The organism is Synechococcus sp. HIMB2401, assembly GCF_042883245.1.
Taxonomy (GTDB): domain Bacteria; phylum Cyanobacteriota; class Cyanobacteriia; order PCC-6307; family Cyanobiaceae; genus Parasynechococcus.
On sequence record NZ_JBDJKK010000004.1, the window covers coordinates 100,276 to 115,165 of the forward strand.

The 14,890-nt window shown below is 64.4% G+C and carries 18 protein-coding genes; 9 read left to right on the top strand and 9 right to left on the bottom strand.

Features of this window, described 5'->3' with window-relative positions:
- Positions 1 to 34 precede the first annotated feature (34 nt).
- Positions 35 to 1,342 (top strand): phosphoribosylamine--glycine ligase, encoded by a 1,308-nt coding sequence (purD, locus tag AAXE93_RS09945; protein WP_390130431.1) that lies wholly within the window; start codon positions 35 to 37, stop codon positions 1,340 to 1,342.
- Positions 1,339 to 3,405: an ATP-binding protein gene (locus tag AAXE93_RS09950; RefSeq protein ID WP_115131830.1), complete on the top strand. Its 2,067-nt coding sequence runs from the start codon at positions 1,339 to 1,341 to the stop codon at positions 3,403 to 3,405. The genes purD and AAXE93_RS09950 overlap by 4 nt, the downstream gene beginning before the upstream one ends.
- Before the next feature lies 1 nt (position 3,406).
- On the opposite strand, the gene kaiC is transcribed toward AAXE93_RS09950, so the two are convergent.
- The 3 genes from kaiC to AAXE93_RS09965 all read right to left on the bottom strand — a co-directional run bounded on the left by kaiC (position 3,407) and on the right by AAXE93_RS09965 (position 6,257).
- A complete protein-coding gene (gene kaiC, locus AAXE93_RS09955; RefSeq protein WP_390130434.1) occupies positions 3,407 to 4,945 on the bottom strand; it encodes a circadian clock protein KaiC in 1,539 nt (512 codons plus the stop codon).
- A gap of 65 nt (positions 4,946 to 5,010) precedes the next feature.
- On the bottom strand, positions 5,011 to 5,376 hold the full coding sequence (gene kaiB, locus AAXE93_RS09960) for a circadian clock protein KaiB (RefSeq protein ID WP_114989467.1): 366 nt from the start codon (positions 5,374 to 5,376) through the stop codon (positions 5,011 to 5,013).
- On the bottom strand, positions 5,373 to 6,257 hold the full coding sequence (locus AAXE93_RS09965; protein ID WP_390130437.1) for a circadian clock protein KaiA: 885 nt from the start codon (positions 6,255 to 6,257) through the stop codon (positions 5,373 to 5,375). Before AAXE93_RS09965 ends, kaiB begins: the two co-directional genes overlap by 4 nt.
- A 132-nt stretch (positions 6,258 to 6,389) precedes the next feature.
- Between AAXE93_RS09965 and rplU the strand changes: the two genes are divergently transcribed.
- Both rplU and rpmA read left to right on the top strand, forming a co-directional pair.
- Entirely contained in the window at positions 6,390 to 6,755 is a 366-nt protein-coding gene (gene rplU, locus AAXE93_RS09970) for a 50S ribosomal protein L21 (RefSeq protein ID WP_011365073.1), read from the top strand.
- Between the two features lie 45 nt (positions 6,756 to 6,800).
- Entirely contained in the window at positions 6,801 to 7,067 is a 267-nt protein-coding gene (gene rpmA, locus AAXE93_RS09975) for a 50S ribosomal protein L27 (RefSeq protein WP_114989469.1), read from the top strand.
- Positions 7,068 to 7,149: 82 nt separating this feature from the next.
- Here the strand turns inward: rpmA and AAXE93_RS09980 are convergent, their stop codons facing one another.
- Complete coding sequence (locus AAXE93_RS09980; protein WP_390130441.1) at positions 7,150 to 7,902, bottom strand: class I SAM-dependent methyltransferase; 753 nt, start codon at positions 7,900 to 7,902, stop codon at positions 7,150 to 7,152.
- 41 nt (positions 7,903 to 7,943) lie between these two features.
- On the opposite strand from AAXE93_RS09980, the gene truB reads away from it, so the two are divergent.
- The 3 genes from truB (at position 7,944) to AAXE93_RS09995 (ending at position 9,925) form a co-directional block, all read left to right on the top strand.
- Positions 7,944 to 8,852: a tRNA pseudouridine(55) synthase TruB gene (gene truB / locus AAXE93_RS09985; RefSeq protein WP_390130443.1), complete on the top strand. Its 909-nt coding sequence runs from the start codon at positions 7,944 to 7,946 to the stop codon at positions 8,850 to 8,852.
- Between the two features lie 53 nt (positions 8,853 to 8,905).
- A complete protein-coding gene (locus AAXE93_RS09990) occupies positions 8,906 to 9,649 on the top strand; it encodes a YebC/PmpR family DNA-binding transcriptional regulator (protein WP_115131826.1) in 744 nt (247 codons plus the stop codon).
- A gap of 105 nt (positions 9,650 to 9,754) precedes the next feature.
- Positions 9,755 to 9,925 (top strand): Nif11 family protein, encoded by a 171-nt coding sequence (locus AAXE93_RS09995; protein WP_071823080.1) that lies wholly within the window; start codon positions 9,755 to 9,757, stop codon positions 9,923 to 9,925.
- A 29-nt stretch (positions 9,926 to 9,954) separates the two neighbouring features.
- Here the strand turns inward: AAXE93_RS09995 and AAXE93_RS10000 are convergent, their stop codons facing one another.
- Genes AAXE93_RS10000 through AAXE93_RS10010 form a run of 3 tightly spaced genes read right to left on the bottom strand, consistent with a single transcriptional unit; the run spans position 9,955 to position 12,452 of the window.
- Positions 9,955 to 10,218 carry a hypothetical protein gene (locus AAXE93_RS10000; RefSeq protein WP_390130446.1) on the bottom strand — a complete coding sequence of 88 codons (264 nt, stop codon included), beginning with the start codon at positions 10,216 to 10,218 and terminating at the stop codon, positions 9,955 to 9,957.
- A gap of 19 nt (positions 10,219 to 10,237) precedes the next feature.
- Positions 10,238 to 11,005 carry a glucosamine-6-phosphate deaminase gene (locus AAXE93_RS10005; RefSeq protein ID WP_390130448.1) on the bottom strand — a complete coding sequence of 256 codons (768 nt, stop codon included), beginning with the start codon at positions 11,003 to 11,005 and terminating at the stop codon, positions 10,238 to 10,240.
- Positions 10,965 to 12,452, bottom strand: coding sequence for a SpoIID/LytB domain-containing protein (locus tag AAXE93_RS10010; protein WP_390130450.1), 1,488 nt, complete (start codon positions 12,450 to 12,452; stop codon positions 10,965 to 10,967). Before AAXE93_RS10010 ends, AAXE93_RS10005 begins: the two co-directional genes overlap by 41 nt.
- Before the next feature lie 5 nt (positions 12,453 to 12,457).
- On the opposite strand from AAXE93_RS10010, the gene rnz reads away from it, so the two are divergent.
- Together rnz and psbV are read left to right on the top strand one after the other, a co-directional pair.
- Complete coding sequence (gene rnz, locus AAXE93_RS10015; protein WP_390130452.1) at positions 12,458 to 13,417, top strand: ribonuclease Z; 960 nt, start codon at positions 12,458 to 12,460, stop codon at positions 13,415 to 13,417.
- Between the two features lie 73 nt (positions 13,418 to 13,490).
- Complete coding sequence (gene psbV, locus AAXE93_RS10020; RefSeq protein WP_222929014.1) at positions 13,491 to 14,003, top strand: photosystem II cytochrome c-550; 513 nt, start codon at positions 13,491 to 13,493, stop codon at positions 14,001 to 14,003.
- Between the two features lie 49 nt (positions 14,004 to 14,052).
- Here the strand turns inward: psbV and AAXE93_RS10025 are convergent, their stop codons facing one another.
- On the bottom strand, positions 14,053 to 14,439 hold the full coding sequence (locus tag AAXE93_RS10025; protein WP_115010139.1) for a hypothetical protein: 387 nt from the start codon (positions 14,437 to 14,439) through the stop codon (positions 14,053 to 14,055).
- A 99-nt stretch (positions 14,440 to 14,538) separates the two neighbouring features.
- Entirely contained in the window at positions 14,539 to 14,838 is a 300-nt protein-coding gene (locus AAXE93_RS10030) for a ferredoxin (protein ID WP_006043345.1), read from the bottom strand.
- Positions 14,839 to 14,890: the final 52 nt, after the last annotated feature.

Sequence of the window (14,890 nt, forward strand, 5' to 3'; positions counted from 1 at the left end):
AACCTACGAGGCCCAAACCGTTCCTCCCGCAACCATGGCCATGTCGTCCACCCGTCCCACCACGCTGCCCGCCCTCCAACGTGCCCTCGTCGTCGGTGGCGGCGGCAGGGAACAGGCCCTGGCCTGGGCCCTGGGCCGTTGTCCGGGCCTGGACACGGTCTGGATCACCCCTGGCAACGGCGGCACGGAAGGCAGCGCCATGGCGGTGGGCGAAACCGATAGCGCTGGGTTGATCGCGCTGTGCCAGCAGAACGGCGTCGACCTGGTGGTGGTGGGTCCAGAAGCGCCGCTGGCCGCCGGCGTTGCCGATGCCCTGCGCGATGCAGGCTTTGCCGTGTTCGGCCCGGGAGCGGAGGGGGCCCAGCTCGAGGCGAGCAAAGCCTGGGCCAAGCAGCTGATGCAGGAGGCGGAGGTCCCCACCGCTGGCCACTGGGCGGTGAGCAGTGAAGCCGAGGCTCTGGCGGTGTTGCAGGAGGTGCAACGGCCTCTGGTGGTTAAGGCCGATGGCTTGGCCGCCGGCAAGGGCGTCACGGTGGCGGACAGCGTGGAGGAATCGGAAACCGCCATCCGCGAAGCCTTTGAAGGGCGTTTCGGTGCCGCCGGCTCCCAGCTGGTGCTGGAGGAGCGGATGGAGGGCCCTGAAGTGTCGGTGTTCGCCCTCTGCGATGGGGAGCGGATGGTGCTGTTGCCCCCAGCGCAGGACCACAAACGGCTCAAGGACGGTGATCGCGGACCCAACACCGGCGGCATGGGCGCCTATGCCCCCGCCCCGCTTCTAGATGCCGAGGGCCTCGAGGAAGTGCGCCGCATCGTGCTCGAGCCCACCTTGAAGGCCCTGCGCCAACGGGGCATCGATTACCGCGGTGTGATCTACGCCGGTCTGATGATCACGGCCGATGGGCCCCAGGTGATTGAATTCAACTGTCGCTTCGGCGATCCCGAATGCCAGACCTTGATGCCCCTGCTCGGCCCTGAGCTCGGCGCCGTGCTGCAGGCCTGTGCCCTGGGACGCCTCGATCTGGCCCCGCAACTGAGCATCGCCGAACGCTGCAGTGCCTGCGTTGTGGCGGCCGCCGAGGGCTACCCGGAGGCCCCCCGCAAAGGCGATGCGATTCGCATCGACCTCGCCCCCAGCCCCAACCATCAGCTGTTCCATGCCGGCACCCGCCGCGACAGCTCCGGCGAACTGCTCACCGCAGGGGGCCGGGTGCTGGCCGTCGTCGCCCAGGGCGATGACTTCGATGCCGCCTTTGCCGGGGCCTACAACGGCCTCAATCAGCTGGATTACGCCGGAATCACCTACCGTCGTGACATCGGCCATCAGGTGCGCTCGGGCGGATGAGCAGCGGCAGTGGAGCAGCAATCGCTGATTGGGCGCTTCCCCCCAATGGCAAGCCGCCGGGGGACGACCAGAACCTCTGGGACCGCATCACCGCCTGGTGGGCGGAATTCACCCTCCAGACCAAGCTGCTGGCGATTGCCACCCTGGTGGTGAGCCTGATGATGACGGGCATCACCTTCTTCGCGCTGAACGGAATTCAGCGCGATGCCGTGATGAACGACACGCGCTACGCCCGGGATCTGGGCCTGCTGCTGGCCGGCAATGTCACTGAGCTGGTGGCGCAGGGCCAGGACCGTGAGCTGGCCAACGTGGCCGAAAAGTTCTGGCGTTCCAGCCGCAGCGTCCGCTACATCTTCTTCGCCGACCCCGAAGGCGTCGTCTACCTGGGAATCCCGATCAGCGGAACCCCCAGCAGTGGCGATGGAGAGCTTCGTCTCAACCGACGACTGGAGCTGCCCGAGGAGCTGCGTCGACGCCCCCAGAACCCCCTGGTACGACAACACCTCACGCCCCAGGGTGCCGTCACCGATGTGTTCGTCCCCCTGATCCGCGGGGGTCAGTACTACGGCGTTCTCGGCCTTGGGGTGAACCCGAATGAGACGGCCCTGGCCAGCGCAGCCCTCACCCGGGAGGTGACCGTGGCCGTGTTCATCTCGATCTGGGTGCTGGTGATCCTGGGCGCGGTGTTCAACGCCCTCACCATCACCCGCCCGGTGAAGGAGCTGCTACGCGGGGTGCGCTCCGTCGCCTCCGGCAACTTCGGTGCCCGGGTTGACCTGCCAGTTGGTGGGGAACTGGGGGAACTGCTCACCGGCTTCAACGCCATGGCCTCCCAGCTCGAGGCCTATGACGAGGCCAACATCGAGGAGCTCACCGCCGCCCAGGTGAAGCAGCAGTCGTTGATCGCCACCATGGCCGACGGCGCCATGCTGCTGGATGCCGACGGCCGCATCGTGCTGGCCAATCCCACGGCACGGCGTCTGTTCCGCTGGGAAGGGCGCAGCCTGGAAGGCCAGGAGCTGGTAGGAGAACTGCCGGAACTGCTGGCCATCGAACTGCACAGTCCCCTCGATTCCCTGCTCGGTGGCGCGGCCGACAGTGAAGACCTGCGCTGCAGCGTGGGGGAACCGGCCCGCACCCTGCGCATCGTTTTGCAAGCGGTGCGTGATGCCAGCGGTGAAACCCTCAAGGGCATCGCCGTCACCATCCAAGACCTCACCCGCGAGGTGGAACTGAATGCGGCCCAGAGCCGCTTCATCAGCAATGTCTCCCATGAACTGCGCACGCCGCTGTTCAACATCAAGAGCTACGTCGAAACCCTGCACGACCTCGGCGATCAGCTCAGCCCCGATGAACAGAAGGAGTTTCTCGGGGTCGCCAACGACGAAACCGATCGACTCACCCGGCTGGTGAACGATGTGCTGGACCTCTCCCGGCTGGAGTCGGGCCGGACGCTGCAGTTCGAACCGATCAGCATGCGCCCGGCCATGGAGCAGACCCTGCGCACCTACCGGCTGAATGCCGAGGATCGCCAGGTGGAACTGGTGCTGGATGTTCCCGAAGAACTGCCCGAGGTGCTGGGCAACTGGGACCTGCTGCTCCAGGTGCTCGACAACCTGGTGGGCAATGCTCTGAAGTTCAGCCGGCCCGGCGGCCCCCTGGCGCTGCGGGCCTATCCCTGGCCCGACGCCTGTTCGGTGGAGGGAACGGCGATCACCAACAGTGATGGACCCACCTGCGCCCTCACCTCACCGCTGCCCAAGCTGAGGGTGGAGATTGCCGACACGGGCTGCGGCATCAGCAGCGCTGATCAGGAACGCATCTTCGATCGCTTCTTCCGGGTCGAGAACGCCGTTCACACGGAAGTGGGCACCGGACTGGGTCTTTCGATCGTGCGCGGGATTCTCGAGAAACACGGCGCCCAGGTTCAGATGGCGAGTGAGCCCGAGGTGGGCACCACCTTCTGGTTCGATCTGCCCCTGGCGGAAGCCGACAAGGATGAGCTGCAACTGCAGGCGGAACGGCGCAGCCGCAACGCCATCGCCGAGGCCGTGGAGCTTTAGATCAGTCCTCGGTGGAGACGCCGCGGGCGATGCGCGACAACTCGCTGCGCTCATCGGTGGTGACCCGATGGGGCACACCGGAAATGATCCGCTCAAAGTTGGAGAAGGAATCCTTGATCTGAGGGCCATTGCCCGTGATCACAAATTCGCGGATGCCCTTGTCGTGCCATGAACCGCGCATCTTGAACACGTTCAGGGCGCGGGCCATCTCCCCGCGGATCTCCACGTACTGCAGCAACAGGATCGTGTCGGTGATCGTGGAGATGTGGGAGTCGGTGATCGAATGGCTGCCCATGAACTCCTCGGAGGTGTTCGTGAAGAAGCCGGCGATCTCCTCCTGCTTGGCGTAGCCGGTCACCCCGATCACGAACTGACGGAAGGCGTTGTGGCTCACACCGCGCGCCAAGGCCGAGAGGGAATCGATCGCCATACGCGACGGTTTGAACTGGCTGATCTCCGTCTTGATGATCTGCAGGTGATCCTCAAGGCCCGTGGATTCGGGGTAGGCGCAAATGATCTTGAGCAGCCCGTCTCGCTCCATCTGCTCGAAGTCGATGCCCCAGCTGGTGCCGTTGCGCAGCAGCTGAGCCCGCGATTCCTCATAGGCAAACAGGATCGCGCGTTCCTTGTTGCGGCAGGCGTCTTCGATGAATTTGGAGACGAGCATCGTCTTGCCCGTTCCGGTGGCGCCGGTGGCGAGGATGATCGAGTCCTTGAAGAAACCTCCGCCGCACATGTCGTCCAGGCGCGGCACGCCGGAACTGACCCGAACGTTGGATGAGCGCTGGGTGAGGCGCATGGCCCCGAGCGGGAAGATGCTGATGCCGTGGGTTCCCATGGTGAAGGGGAACTCGCCCTTCATGTGGGTGGTGCCCCGCAGCTTAAGAATCTCCAGGGTGCGCCGACGCCGCTCCCCTTCGAGCACGTTGCGCAGAATCACCACGTTGTCGGAGACGAATTCCTCAACGCCATAGCGGGCAATCGGGCCGTACTCGTCAATTCGTTCGGTGGTCATCACCGTGGTGACGCCGATTTCCTTGAGCCTTGCAATCAGCCGAAAGATCTCACGGCGCACCACGAACACAGCGTCGTACTGCTGGAACACCGCCGTGATCGAGTCGATGGCGACGCGCTTGGCCTTGTATTTGCGGATGGCGTAGTTGATCCGCTCGATCAAACCGGAGAGATCAAAACTGCCGGCCACGTCCTGGCCGTCCGGATCCGGTGAGGCATCGAGGATGAAGAGCTTGTCCTGCTCAACCATCTCCTGCAGGTTCCAGCCGAAACTGGCGGCGTTGCGCAGGATGTCGAGGGGTGATTCCTCGAAGGTGACGAAGATGCCGGGTTCGTCGAACTGCTTGATGCCGTTGTGGAGGAAGTGCAGCGAAAACACCGTCTTGCCGGTGCCGGACGTGCCGCTGATCAGCGTGCTGCGGCCGATCGGCAGACCGCCCTGGCACACATCATCAAAGCCCTCGATCCCTGTCGGGAGCTTTTGAACCTGCATCTGAGGCTGACCGCTGGTCGGAGGGAACTGCATGGCAACCACCTATGACTTGACCGTAGTGAGCAGGAGATGAACCGTGCTGGAGCGCACCATGTCGCTTAAGGATCTGAAGAAATCGTCGTGTCGGTCTCCTCATCGACCGCATCGATCAAGCTCGAACTGAGCGACGTATCTGACAGCTCGTCGTAAAGCAGATCCAGACCGATCAGCACCCGCTCGCGATCGGAGAGGTCACCGATGATGCGGCGCACCGGCGGAGGAAGAATCTTGGACAACGTCGGCGTTGCCAGGATCTTGTCTTCCTCCGCCAGTTGGGGATTTTTGAGCACATCAATCACCTTGAGGGCATACACCCCCCGGAATTCGGTCTCGAGGATGTTGCGCAGCGTTTTCAACGCCCGCATCGAATTGGGCGTGTTGCCCGCCACGTAGAGCTTGAGGATGTAGGTCTTGCGGGGACTCATGACGACTCCTCCGAGGCATCGAGCTGATCCGTCGGGCGACGTACACGGCTGGAAGCCGTGCCCGACAGAGGAAGGTCCGGCGGAATGGAGCGCCGGTACATCTCACACAGATGCGCCATCACATCAAGAAGCGCAAGGCGGTAATCCTGAAGAAAGTCATGTTTGTGGCCCTCCAGACTCAGTTGTTTCCAGAATTCATCGATGAGATCCACGTGGATCTCAACGGTGCGGGTGATCGGCAGATCACTGAAGAAAGCGGTGTTGACGAAGCTTTCCAGGGCCTGATTGGCCGCGGCCGGATCGCTGAAATAACTCGCCAGCAGGTCCCGATAGGTGCGTTGAAGCGACAGCAGCAGATCCCTGCGCTCCTCGGGGGGCAGGCTGCCCAGGAAGCGCGATGGATCTCGCTTGTAGAAGACCCCTAGGTAGCCGAGTCGCTCCTGCAGGCGATCGGAAAGGTTGCTGACGGCGCGGGAGGAGGAGCTGCTGTCGTCCGTGCGTCCGTCGGCACGACCCTGGCGCAGAAAACGCGAAATGGCCGCATCCACGTTGTATCCCAGCTGGGCCAGCTGGTCGTCGGGCAGATGCAGCTCCTCGGGGTGGTAATCCACCTGCCCCTTCACCTCCCCAACGATCACGGCGGGGAAAAGCAGACCCGCCACCAGCAGTTGCTCCTTGGCTGAAGCATCGAGCAGGCTCTGCTCGAGCACCACAGCGTCGAATTCGTCCTGCCGGGGTCCGAGAACAGCCGCCAAGGTCTCCCCAGAATCAATCGTCAGAACAACAGACTCGTAACGGTTGGCCGGCAGCCAGGGGCGGCAGGCTTCCACTAGGGCTGGGCTGGCCAGCACGAGAGCAACAGTGAGGGCCGGCCTGGCCATCCGGGCATCCGCAGCGTCGAGGTATCTGAATCTTGACGATGGGGCGCGTCAGAGACGAAGATCTTTGTTTGTCTTTCGATTGCGGCTCAGGCCTGAATCGGTTCGCCGAGCCTGAACGCGTCTTTTCACCTTATGGCCGACACCAAACCAGCCGCGGAACAGAGCGGGACCTACGCCATCGTTGAGGCGTCGGGCACACAGATCTGGCTGCAGCCCAACCGCTACTACGACATCGATCGGCTTCAAGCTGAGGTGGATGACACCATCAAGCTTGAGAACGTTCTCCTGGTGAAGGACGGCAAGGGCACCACCCTCGGCCAGCCCTACGTCAAGGACGCGACCGTGTCCCTGAAGGTGATGGCCCACCGCCGCGGTCCCAAGGTGATCGTTTACAAGATGCGCCCCAAAAAGAAAACCCGCCGCAAGAATGGTCACCGGCAGGAACTCACCCGGGTGATGGTTGAGTCCATCTCCGTGGGCGGCAAGGCCATCAGCTGACCTCTCCCCCTCGCTCCATCAACCGCCCCACCAGCATCTCTTCTCATGGCACATAAAAAAGGCACAGGCTCAACCCGTAACGGCCGCGACTCGAACGCCAAACGCCTTGGTGTGAAGGCCTACGGCGGAGAAACCGTCACCGCCGGTTCCATCCTGATCCGCCAGCGCGGCACCTCCGTTCTGCCCGGCGTCAATGTCGGCAAAGGCAAGGACGACACCCTGTTTGCCCTCACCGACGGCATCGTGAAGTTCGAATCGATCCGCCGCGGCCTGCGTAACCGCAAGCGCATCAACATCACTGCAGCGGTCTGAGTTTCAAGGCCAACGTCAATCCAAAGCCCCGATGCCAGCTGGCACCGGGGCTTTTTTGTTGGCAGCTTGTGTTGCCGCAGCCTCAGGAACGCCGGTAGAGCCGAGCCGTGATCAACAGGGGGTGAAACACCTCCAGGAACTGAGCCTGCAGGGTGCGGAAGAACCCATCCACCAGGGCCGGATGATCGAAATGGAAGGGGTACTCGCCCTGATGCCCTTTGAAGAAGTACCAGTTCAGAAGCGCGATGGCCCCGGGGGACATGCGCTGGTGAAACTCCAGCAACTGCGCCGAGGGATCCGGCAGGTGTTCCAGCACATCGAGGCAGACCACCGCATCGAAACGAACATCGCCTGTGCTGCTGAGGTCGCGATGCACCGAGAGCTTGTCCGCCAGCCCCAGGCTTTGCGCCCGTTGCTGAACAAAAGCCTGGTTGTGGGGATTGAGGTCGACAAACCAGACGTGATCGACCTCCGGCAGCGCCGCCGCTGATAGGGCGTGGGTGCCGATGCCACCGCCGAAATCCAGCACCTGGCCATGCACCGCCATGCCCTGCAACCGCAGCGTGTCGGCGATGTAGTCCGCACTGGAGAGGTGCCAGGCCGCCAGCTCCAGCAGGTGTCCCGTGCCCACCGTGTCCTCATAGAAGGCGGTGGCGTCCTCCGGCCGGAACGCACCGGGATGGAGATCCGCCAGGTCGTCGGTGCTGCTGGGCAGACGCTGCTCAAGCTGATCCAGCGTCAAGTCGAGGTAGCGACTGAGGTGTTGCTTGATGCCCAAACCATCCGCCAGGAAAGCGGAGACGTCCACGTCCGTGCTGCTGCGGAGCTGGGGCATGGATGGGCATCAGGGAGCGGCCAACCTACGCAGCCGGCGGAATGCAACAGTCAGGGCACCCCGCTCCAGCCCCGGTGAACGGCCCCTTCGGCTTCGTGGTGATCGACAAGCCCGCAGGCCTCACCTCCCATGCCTGCGTCAGCCGCCTGCGCCGCAGCTACGGCCTCAAGCGCGTGGGCCATGGGGGCACCCTTGATCCTGCCGTCACCGGGGTTCTCCCCATTGCCCTAGGGCCGGCGACCCGATTGCTGCCGTACCTCCCCGGAGAGAAGACCTACACCGGGGTGATTCAGCTGGGCCGGCGCACCAGCAGCGACGATCTGGACGGAGAGCTGCTGGAGCAGCAGGCCTGGCCATCCCTTAGCGAAGCCGAGCTCAACAGCAGCCTGGAGGCGTTCCGGGGCGCGATTGAACAGCGTCCTCCGCAAGTCTCCGCCGTCCATGTGGATGGCGAACGGGCCCACGCCAGGGCACGGCGCGGTGAAGCCATGGATCTGCCGCCACGGGCCGTCACCGTGCACCGGCTGGAGCTGTTGGATTGGAATGCGGCCCTGGGGGAGCTCAGCATCGAGGTGCACTGTTCCGCCGGCACCTACATCCGCTCGATCGCCAGGGATCTGGGGGACCGCATCGGCTGCGGAGGTTGTCTGGCCTCCCTGCGCCGCACCCAAGCCCTGGGGTTCCATGCGCATCAGGCCCATCCCCTGCCGGAGCGAGACGCTGTGCCGCCCGATCCCCTCTCGCCGCTGCTGGCCCTGTGGGCCCTGCCCCGGCGTGATCTCAGCGAAGCCGAGCAGATCGACTGGCGCTGCGGCCGACGCATCGCGATGGATCCAGGGCCTGGAGAGGCGGTGGTGGTGTGCAATGCGGATGGAAGCATGGCCGGCATCGGCCACCGCGAGAGCGAAAGTCTGCTGCGACCCAAGGTGGTCTTCGATGCAGCAGGCTGAAACCAACCGGTCGCTCAGTACTCTCCGAGCGCATCCCGCCCTGCCCTGACGCGATGGCTGGCCACAGCAAATGGTCCCAGATCAAACGCACCAAGGCCGTCGTCGACGCCAAACGTGGTGCGGTGTTCACCCGGCTGGGGCGGGAAATCATGGTGGCGGCCCGTGCCGGAGCCGATCCCGCCGGGAATTTTCAGTTGCGGACGGCCATCAGCAAAGCCCGGGCCGCTGGGGTGCCCGCCTCCAACATCGAGCGGGCCATCGCCAAGGGGTCAGGTCAGGCCGGTGATGGAGCCCAACTCGAGGAGGTGCGCTACGAGGGCTACGGCCCCGGCGGCATGGCGGTGCTGGTGGAAGCGCTCACGGACAACCGCAACCGCACCGCGGCGGATCTGCGGCTGGCCTTCAGCAAGAACGGCGGAAATCTGGGGGAAAACGGCTGCGTGGCCTACCTGTTTGAACACCGCAGCGAAGTGATCCTCAACGCCGGCCCCAACGACGAGGAACGGTTATTGGAAAGCCTCCTGGAGCTGGAGGCCGATGGCTATGAGCTGTTGGACGAATCAGTGATGGTGCACGGCCCCTTTGAGGCCTTGGAGAGCCTTCAGGACGGCTTGCGACGGGCTGACTGGAATGTGCGGGAATGGGGCCATCACTGGTCAGCCCAGACCAGCGTCTCTGTGAACGATCCCGACACCGCCCGCAGCTGCCTCAAGCTGCTGGATGCCCTCGACGGGCTCGACGATGTGCGCAGCGTCAGCGCCAACCTCGATCTCGCCGACGGACTGGAGCTCGACTGACGCCTCCTTGAAGTTTGTCGTCAGCAAATCCGCACCAAAGCTTGAGGCCCTGAGCCCCGATCGACCCCAGCGCTAGGCCGAAGACATCCCTTCTGGAGGATCGCCATGTCCATGAAACAGCTGGAGACGTTCATGTCGCGGGTGCAGAGCAACGACTCGATCCGCGATGAGGTGCAGCGCTGCGGCAAGGACAACTCCTGCGTGGTCAAGGTCGGGGCCAAACACGGCCACAAGTTCTCGCCCGCACACCTGAGCCGCTGGCAAAAGGAACACTGACACCCGACCAGGCCGGCGGCTGGGCTCCCTCAGGGGGACTCAGTCGCCTTCTCCTCCTCGCCATCGGGTGGCTGACGGATCATCCGCGCCAGCATCTCCAACTTGGCGTTTTCCGATTCCGAGGCCCGGGTGGCCATCCAGGCACTGGCCGCCTTCTGCTGGGCCAGCTGCTGCACCAACGCCAGGGCCGTCTCGCGCAACTGCTCAAGGTCCTGACAGTCCTGAATGAAGCGCGTCCAGCGTTCTGCCTCAAAGCTCTGCTCAAGGCGCCGTTCCACGGGGTCGATGCTCATCGCAGCTGCTCTCGGCTGTTCAAGCTAAAGCCGCTGCATCGCACCAGAGCCAGACATTGGGATGGGTCAGCAGCCAGCTGGCGGGCAGCGCAGGATCCGGCTCCCTTAAGTCCAACAACCGCTTGAGGATGCCGGCCTTGGCGGCGCCGGTCACCACCAGATGAATCTCAGCAGCCTCGAGGATCTCCCACAGGCCCAGGGTGATGGCCCGCTGCGGCACAGCCTCAACGCAACCATCGAAGAGCACCGCGTTCTGCTGCCGGGTTGCAGGGGTCAGCTCGACCTCATGGCAGTGCTGATCAGGGGGACAAGGCGGCTCGTTGAAACCCACATGACCATTGCTGCCGAGCCCCAGAAGCTGCAGGCCGATGCCCCCGCAGCCGCTGAGCTGCTCGCCGTAGCGCCGCGCGGCAACCGCTCCGTCAGCGGCAGTGCTGTCGGGCAGGTGCACCGCTGAGGCGGGCAAACCCAGGGGTGCAGCGAGGTGGTGGGTCATGTAGGCCCTGTAGCCCCGGGGATCGTCCGCCGAAAGTCCGAGGTATTCGTCCAGATTGAAGCTGCACCATCGGGCCCGCAGGGCCTCCAGCTCATCGGCAGACCACGACAGCAGCCGTTCCACCAGGGTGCGATAGAGCGGCTCCATCGTGCGTCCCGTGGCGAGGCCCAAGGGCTTCAGGGGATCAGGCCCCTGCCAACTGCACAGATGACGCTCCAGATGGGCCGCCAGAACAGCGCAGAGATCCGTGTCACTGGAATGGCGTTGCAGACGACAGGGAAACCGTGCCAAAGGGCGAAACCGGCATGTCTCTCCAGAGTGGCTTCGTTGGGGGCTTCAGCGCCAGCGATGGGTCGTGGTGCGGCTGGTAGGGAACAACCTCAGCCCCGCGGTAGTAGTGCCGAAGAATCGAGCGGAAGTGAGCCCCCTGCTCCGCCAGACCATGGGCTCCCCACTGACTCATGCCAACGCCATGGCCATAGCCCTGGCCCTTCACCAGCAGCTGGAGTCCGCCAGCGGACCAACGACGCACCGACGTCTTGCTGACCAGCACCGGAGGAGGGGCCACCAATAGGGGCAGCCGTGCTCCCCGCTGGCGAGCCGCCGATGCGGTGATCCGATCAATGCGGGAGCCCGGGCGAGCGGTTGCAGTCACCCGCCGCACCGGAAGCTCCACGGGAGAACGCTGCCCCCCCGCCACCATCTCAAAGTTCACCAGGGTGCTTTTGAGTCCCAACCGCTTGCGCAGCTCGCCGCCGCTGAGCACCAGCGATCCGCGGGGCCCGCGCAAGCGGGCCTCACGCACCCGTCCGCTGGCGGAACGACTCAGCACCTCAACGTCCTGGAGCCCACCGGTTTCGGGCAGCCGCTGACGCAGCCCAGCCGAATCAAACCATTGTTCCCAGCGGTGCACCGGGCTGTGCTGATCGTGATCGGGGACGCTGACCAGATAGGGATGCTGGCGGCGCCAGACCATCCCACTCGCCTCGGTCACCCCGCCAGAACTGCTGTGGAAGACGGCATCGATCAGGCGACCGCCGTGCACGAGCACCAGCGAACGGGTGCTCGCCACCGCCTTGCGTGTGCTCGGCGTTTCCGACTCCACGCCGCGGTACACCTGACTCGCCACCGTGGCCTTCACCTCCCAGGCACCACCGCGACTGCGCTGTTTCAACGCATAGGTGCGCGCGGCCACGGCCTGGGCCTGCAGGGCAGCCAGGGGCCAGCGGTGGGGCATTTCGCTGCCGACAACACTGGCGAGATAGGTCTCAACGCCCAGGCTGTTGACCACCCGCAAGGTGCCGCCGCGGCCGCTGACGCGCAACACACCCCGGTAGCGACGCCCTCCCAACCAGATGCCCCGTGGATCGTCGTTCTGCACCGTCACCAAGGTGCTGGGGGCCAGCCGCATCGATCGGCCATCCACACTGGCGCTCAGGCGGGCCCCTTGAAGGCTGAGCTGCAGCCGCTGTGGCCGTCGCTCGCCGCCGGGGAGTCCCTGCACCCGCAGCGGCAGTGCGCCATCGGAGCGCAGGCTGACCCGGTTGCTCTCCTGCAGCAGCACGCGCATCTGCGGCTCGCGGCCGCGGGCCAGCGCCACCGGTGATGGAGCGATCACAGCGACGAGCACCAGACCGACGGCAACGGAGGCGCGGCGCACGCTGGAGATCAACAGGCGCCCCAGTGTGCCGCCTGTTCCTGGGTTCAGCCAGATGGCAGCATGAGTCCTGAGGAGCACCGGCCTTGCAGGTCACATTTCTCGGTACGAGTTCTGGGGTACCCACCCGGGCCCGCAACGTTTCAGCCGTGGCTCTGCGCTTGCCGCAGCGCTCGGAGATGTGGCTGTTCGACTGCGGCGAGGGAACCCAACATCAGTTTTTACGCAGTGATCTGCGGCTCTCGCAGCTGCGCCGGGTGTTCATCACCCACATGCATGGCGACCACGTGTTCGGCCTGCCTGGTCTGCTCGCCAGCCTCGGGCTCGCCGGCAGCAGCGCCGCAGGGGTGGATCTCTACGGGCCGGACCCGCTGGAGAGTTATCTCAATGGTGTTTTGCGCACCAGCTCCACCCGGATCGGCTATCCCCTCGCTGTCCACAGGGTCCGGAATGCAGCCGAGCAGGGCACGCTGCTGTTCGAGGACGACGACTTCACGGTGCGCTGCACCCCGCTCACCCACCGAGTGCCGGCCTACGCCTACCGGATCGAACAGAAGCCCCTGGCAGGTCGCTTCGACATTGAGAAAGCACGGGAACTGAACATCCCACCCGGCCCCGTGTACGCCCAGTTGAAGCGGGGTGAAACGGTGACCCTGGAGGACGGTCGCAGCATCGACGGCACCAGCCTCTGCGGTGAGGAGCGGCCCGGTGTGAGCGTCGTCTATTGCACCGACACCGTGTTCTGCGAAGCGGCCGTCGAGCTTGCGCGCAGCGCGGATCTGCTGATCCATGAATCCACCTTTGCCCATGGCGAGGCGGAGATGGCGTTCCAGAAACAGCACTCCACCAGCACCATGGCTGCCCAGACGGCCGCCGAAGCGGGTGTGGGGCAGCTGGTGCTCACCCACCTCAGCCCGCGCTACGTGCCGGGCAACCCGGTCACGCCTCAAGACCTGTTGAACGAGGCCAAGGCGATCTTCCCCAACACGCTGCTGGCCAAGGACTTCCTCAGCATTGACGTCAAACCACGCTGCAACAGTTCGTGATCCGGCCACAGAGGGTCACTTCCCCGTGATACAAGAGCTTGGTGCGGTGAATGCGTCACACCCCCTTACCTTCATGGCCTCTGTGTTCTCTTCCTTGCGACGGTCCCTGAAGGGCCTTCTGGTCCTCATCCCGGTGCTGATCGGTTTGGCCGTTATCTCTCCGGCTCAGGCGGCCCAGTGGGACGCTGAGACCCTGACGGTTCCGGCAGATCCCTCCGGCACAGAGGTGACCTTCAGCGATCGTGAAATCGATGCTGGCCGCAAGGTGTTCAACACCAGCTGCGGCACCTGCCACGCCGGCGGCATCACCAAGACCAACCACAACGTGGGCTTGGATCCTGAGACCCTGGCCCTGGCCACCCCGGCCCGCGACAACGTTGAGGCCCTGGTCGACTACATGAAGGACCCCACCTCCTACGACGGTGAGTACAGCATTGCTGACCTGCACCCGAGCATGCGCGACGCTGAGCTCTACCCCGCCATGCGCGATCTCGATGATGAGGATCTGCGCCTGATGGCTGGCTACATCCTGGTGTCGCCCAAAGTCCAGGGCAGTGCCTGGGGTGGCGGCAAGATCTACTTCTGATTAGCTTCTGCCGATCAACTCCAATCAAAATCGTTTGTCCCCGGCGGCCTCAGGTCGTCGGGGCTTTTTGTTGGGGACTCACCTGCTCAGGGGCCATGGAGCTGGGATGGCGGCTGTACCACCACTCCTGCAGATCCCGGCTGAAACGAACGGAGAACAGGGTCAGCACGGTGGGTGTGGGTCGTCCTCCCGGCTGCAGCAGTTCCACGGCGTAGGAGGGGCAACGCCGGGCCGCCAGGTCGGGCACAAACCGCCGTCCGATCCGTCGCCAGCTCGGCTCCTTGCTGCGCCAGGCCAGACGACAGCAGGGCCAAGGCAGTTCTTCGCGATCAAACAACCGGCAACAGGGCCCGATGACGCGAAAGCTGTACTGACCGCCGGGGCTGGTATGAACGCTGCCGGGCTCCAGAAGATCGTCGACTTCGGGGCGGCTCACGGCAGGAGAAGACAAGGGACACGCATGGAAGACGACCAGACCAAAAAAAACCACCCCCGAAGGGGTGGTTGAGGACACGTCCAGTTGAAGGACAGAGGCTCAGTAGAGCTCTTCTTCGGCGTGGGTCTTGATGGTGCAGTCGCTGGTGGGGTAGGCGACGCAGGTCAGCACGAAACCAGCTTCGATCTGGTCGTCGTCCAGGAAGCTCTGGTCGGACTGGTCGACGGTGCCAGCGGTGATCTTGCCGGCGCAGGTGGAGCAAGCGCCAGCGCGGCAGGAGTAGGGGAGGTCGATGCCCTGCTCTTCAGCAGCGTCGAGGATGTACTGGTCGTCGGGCACTTCGATGGTCTTGTTCAGACCTTCGCTCTCGGAGACCAGGGTGACCTTGTAAGAAGCCATGATTGATGAATGCGTACAGGGTTCCGGAAAACCCGGTCCTGCAGAACGCCAC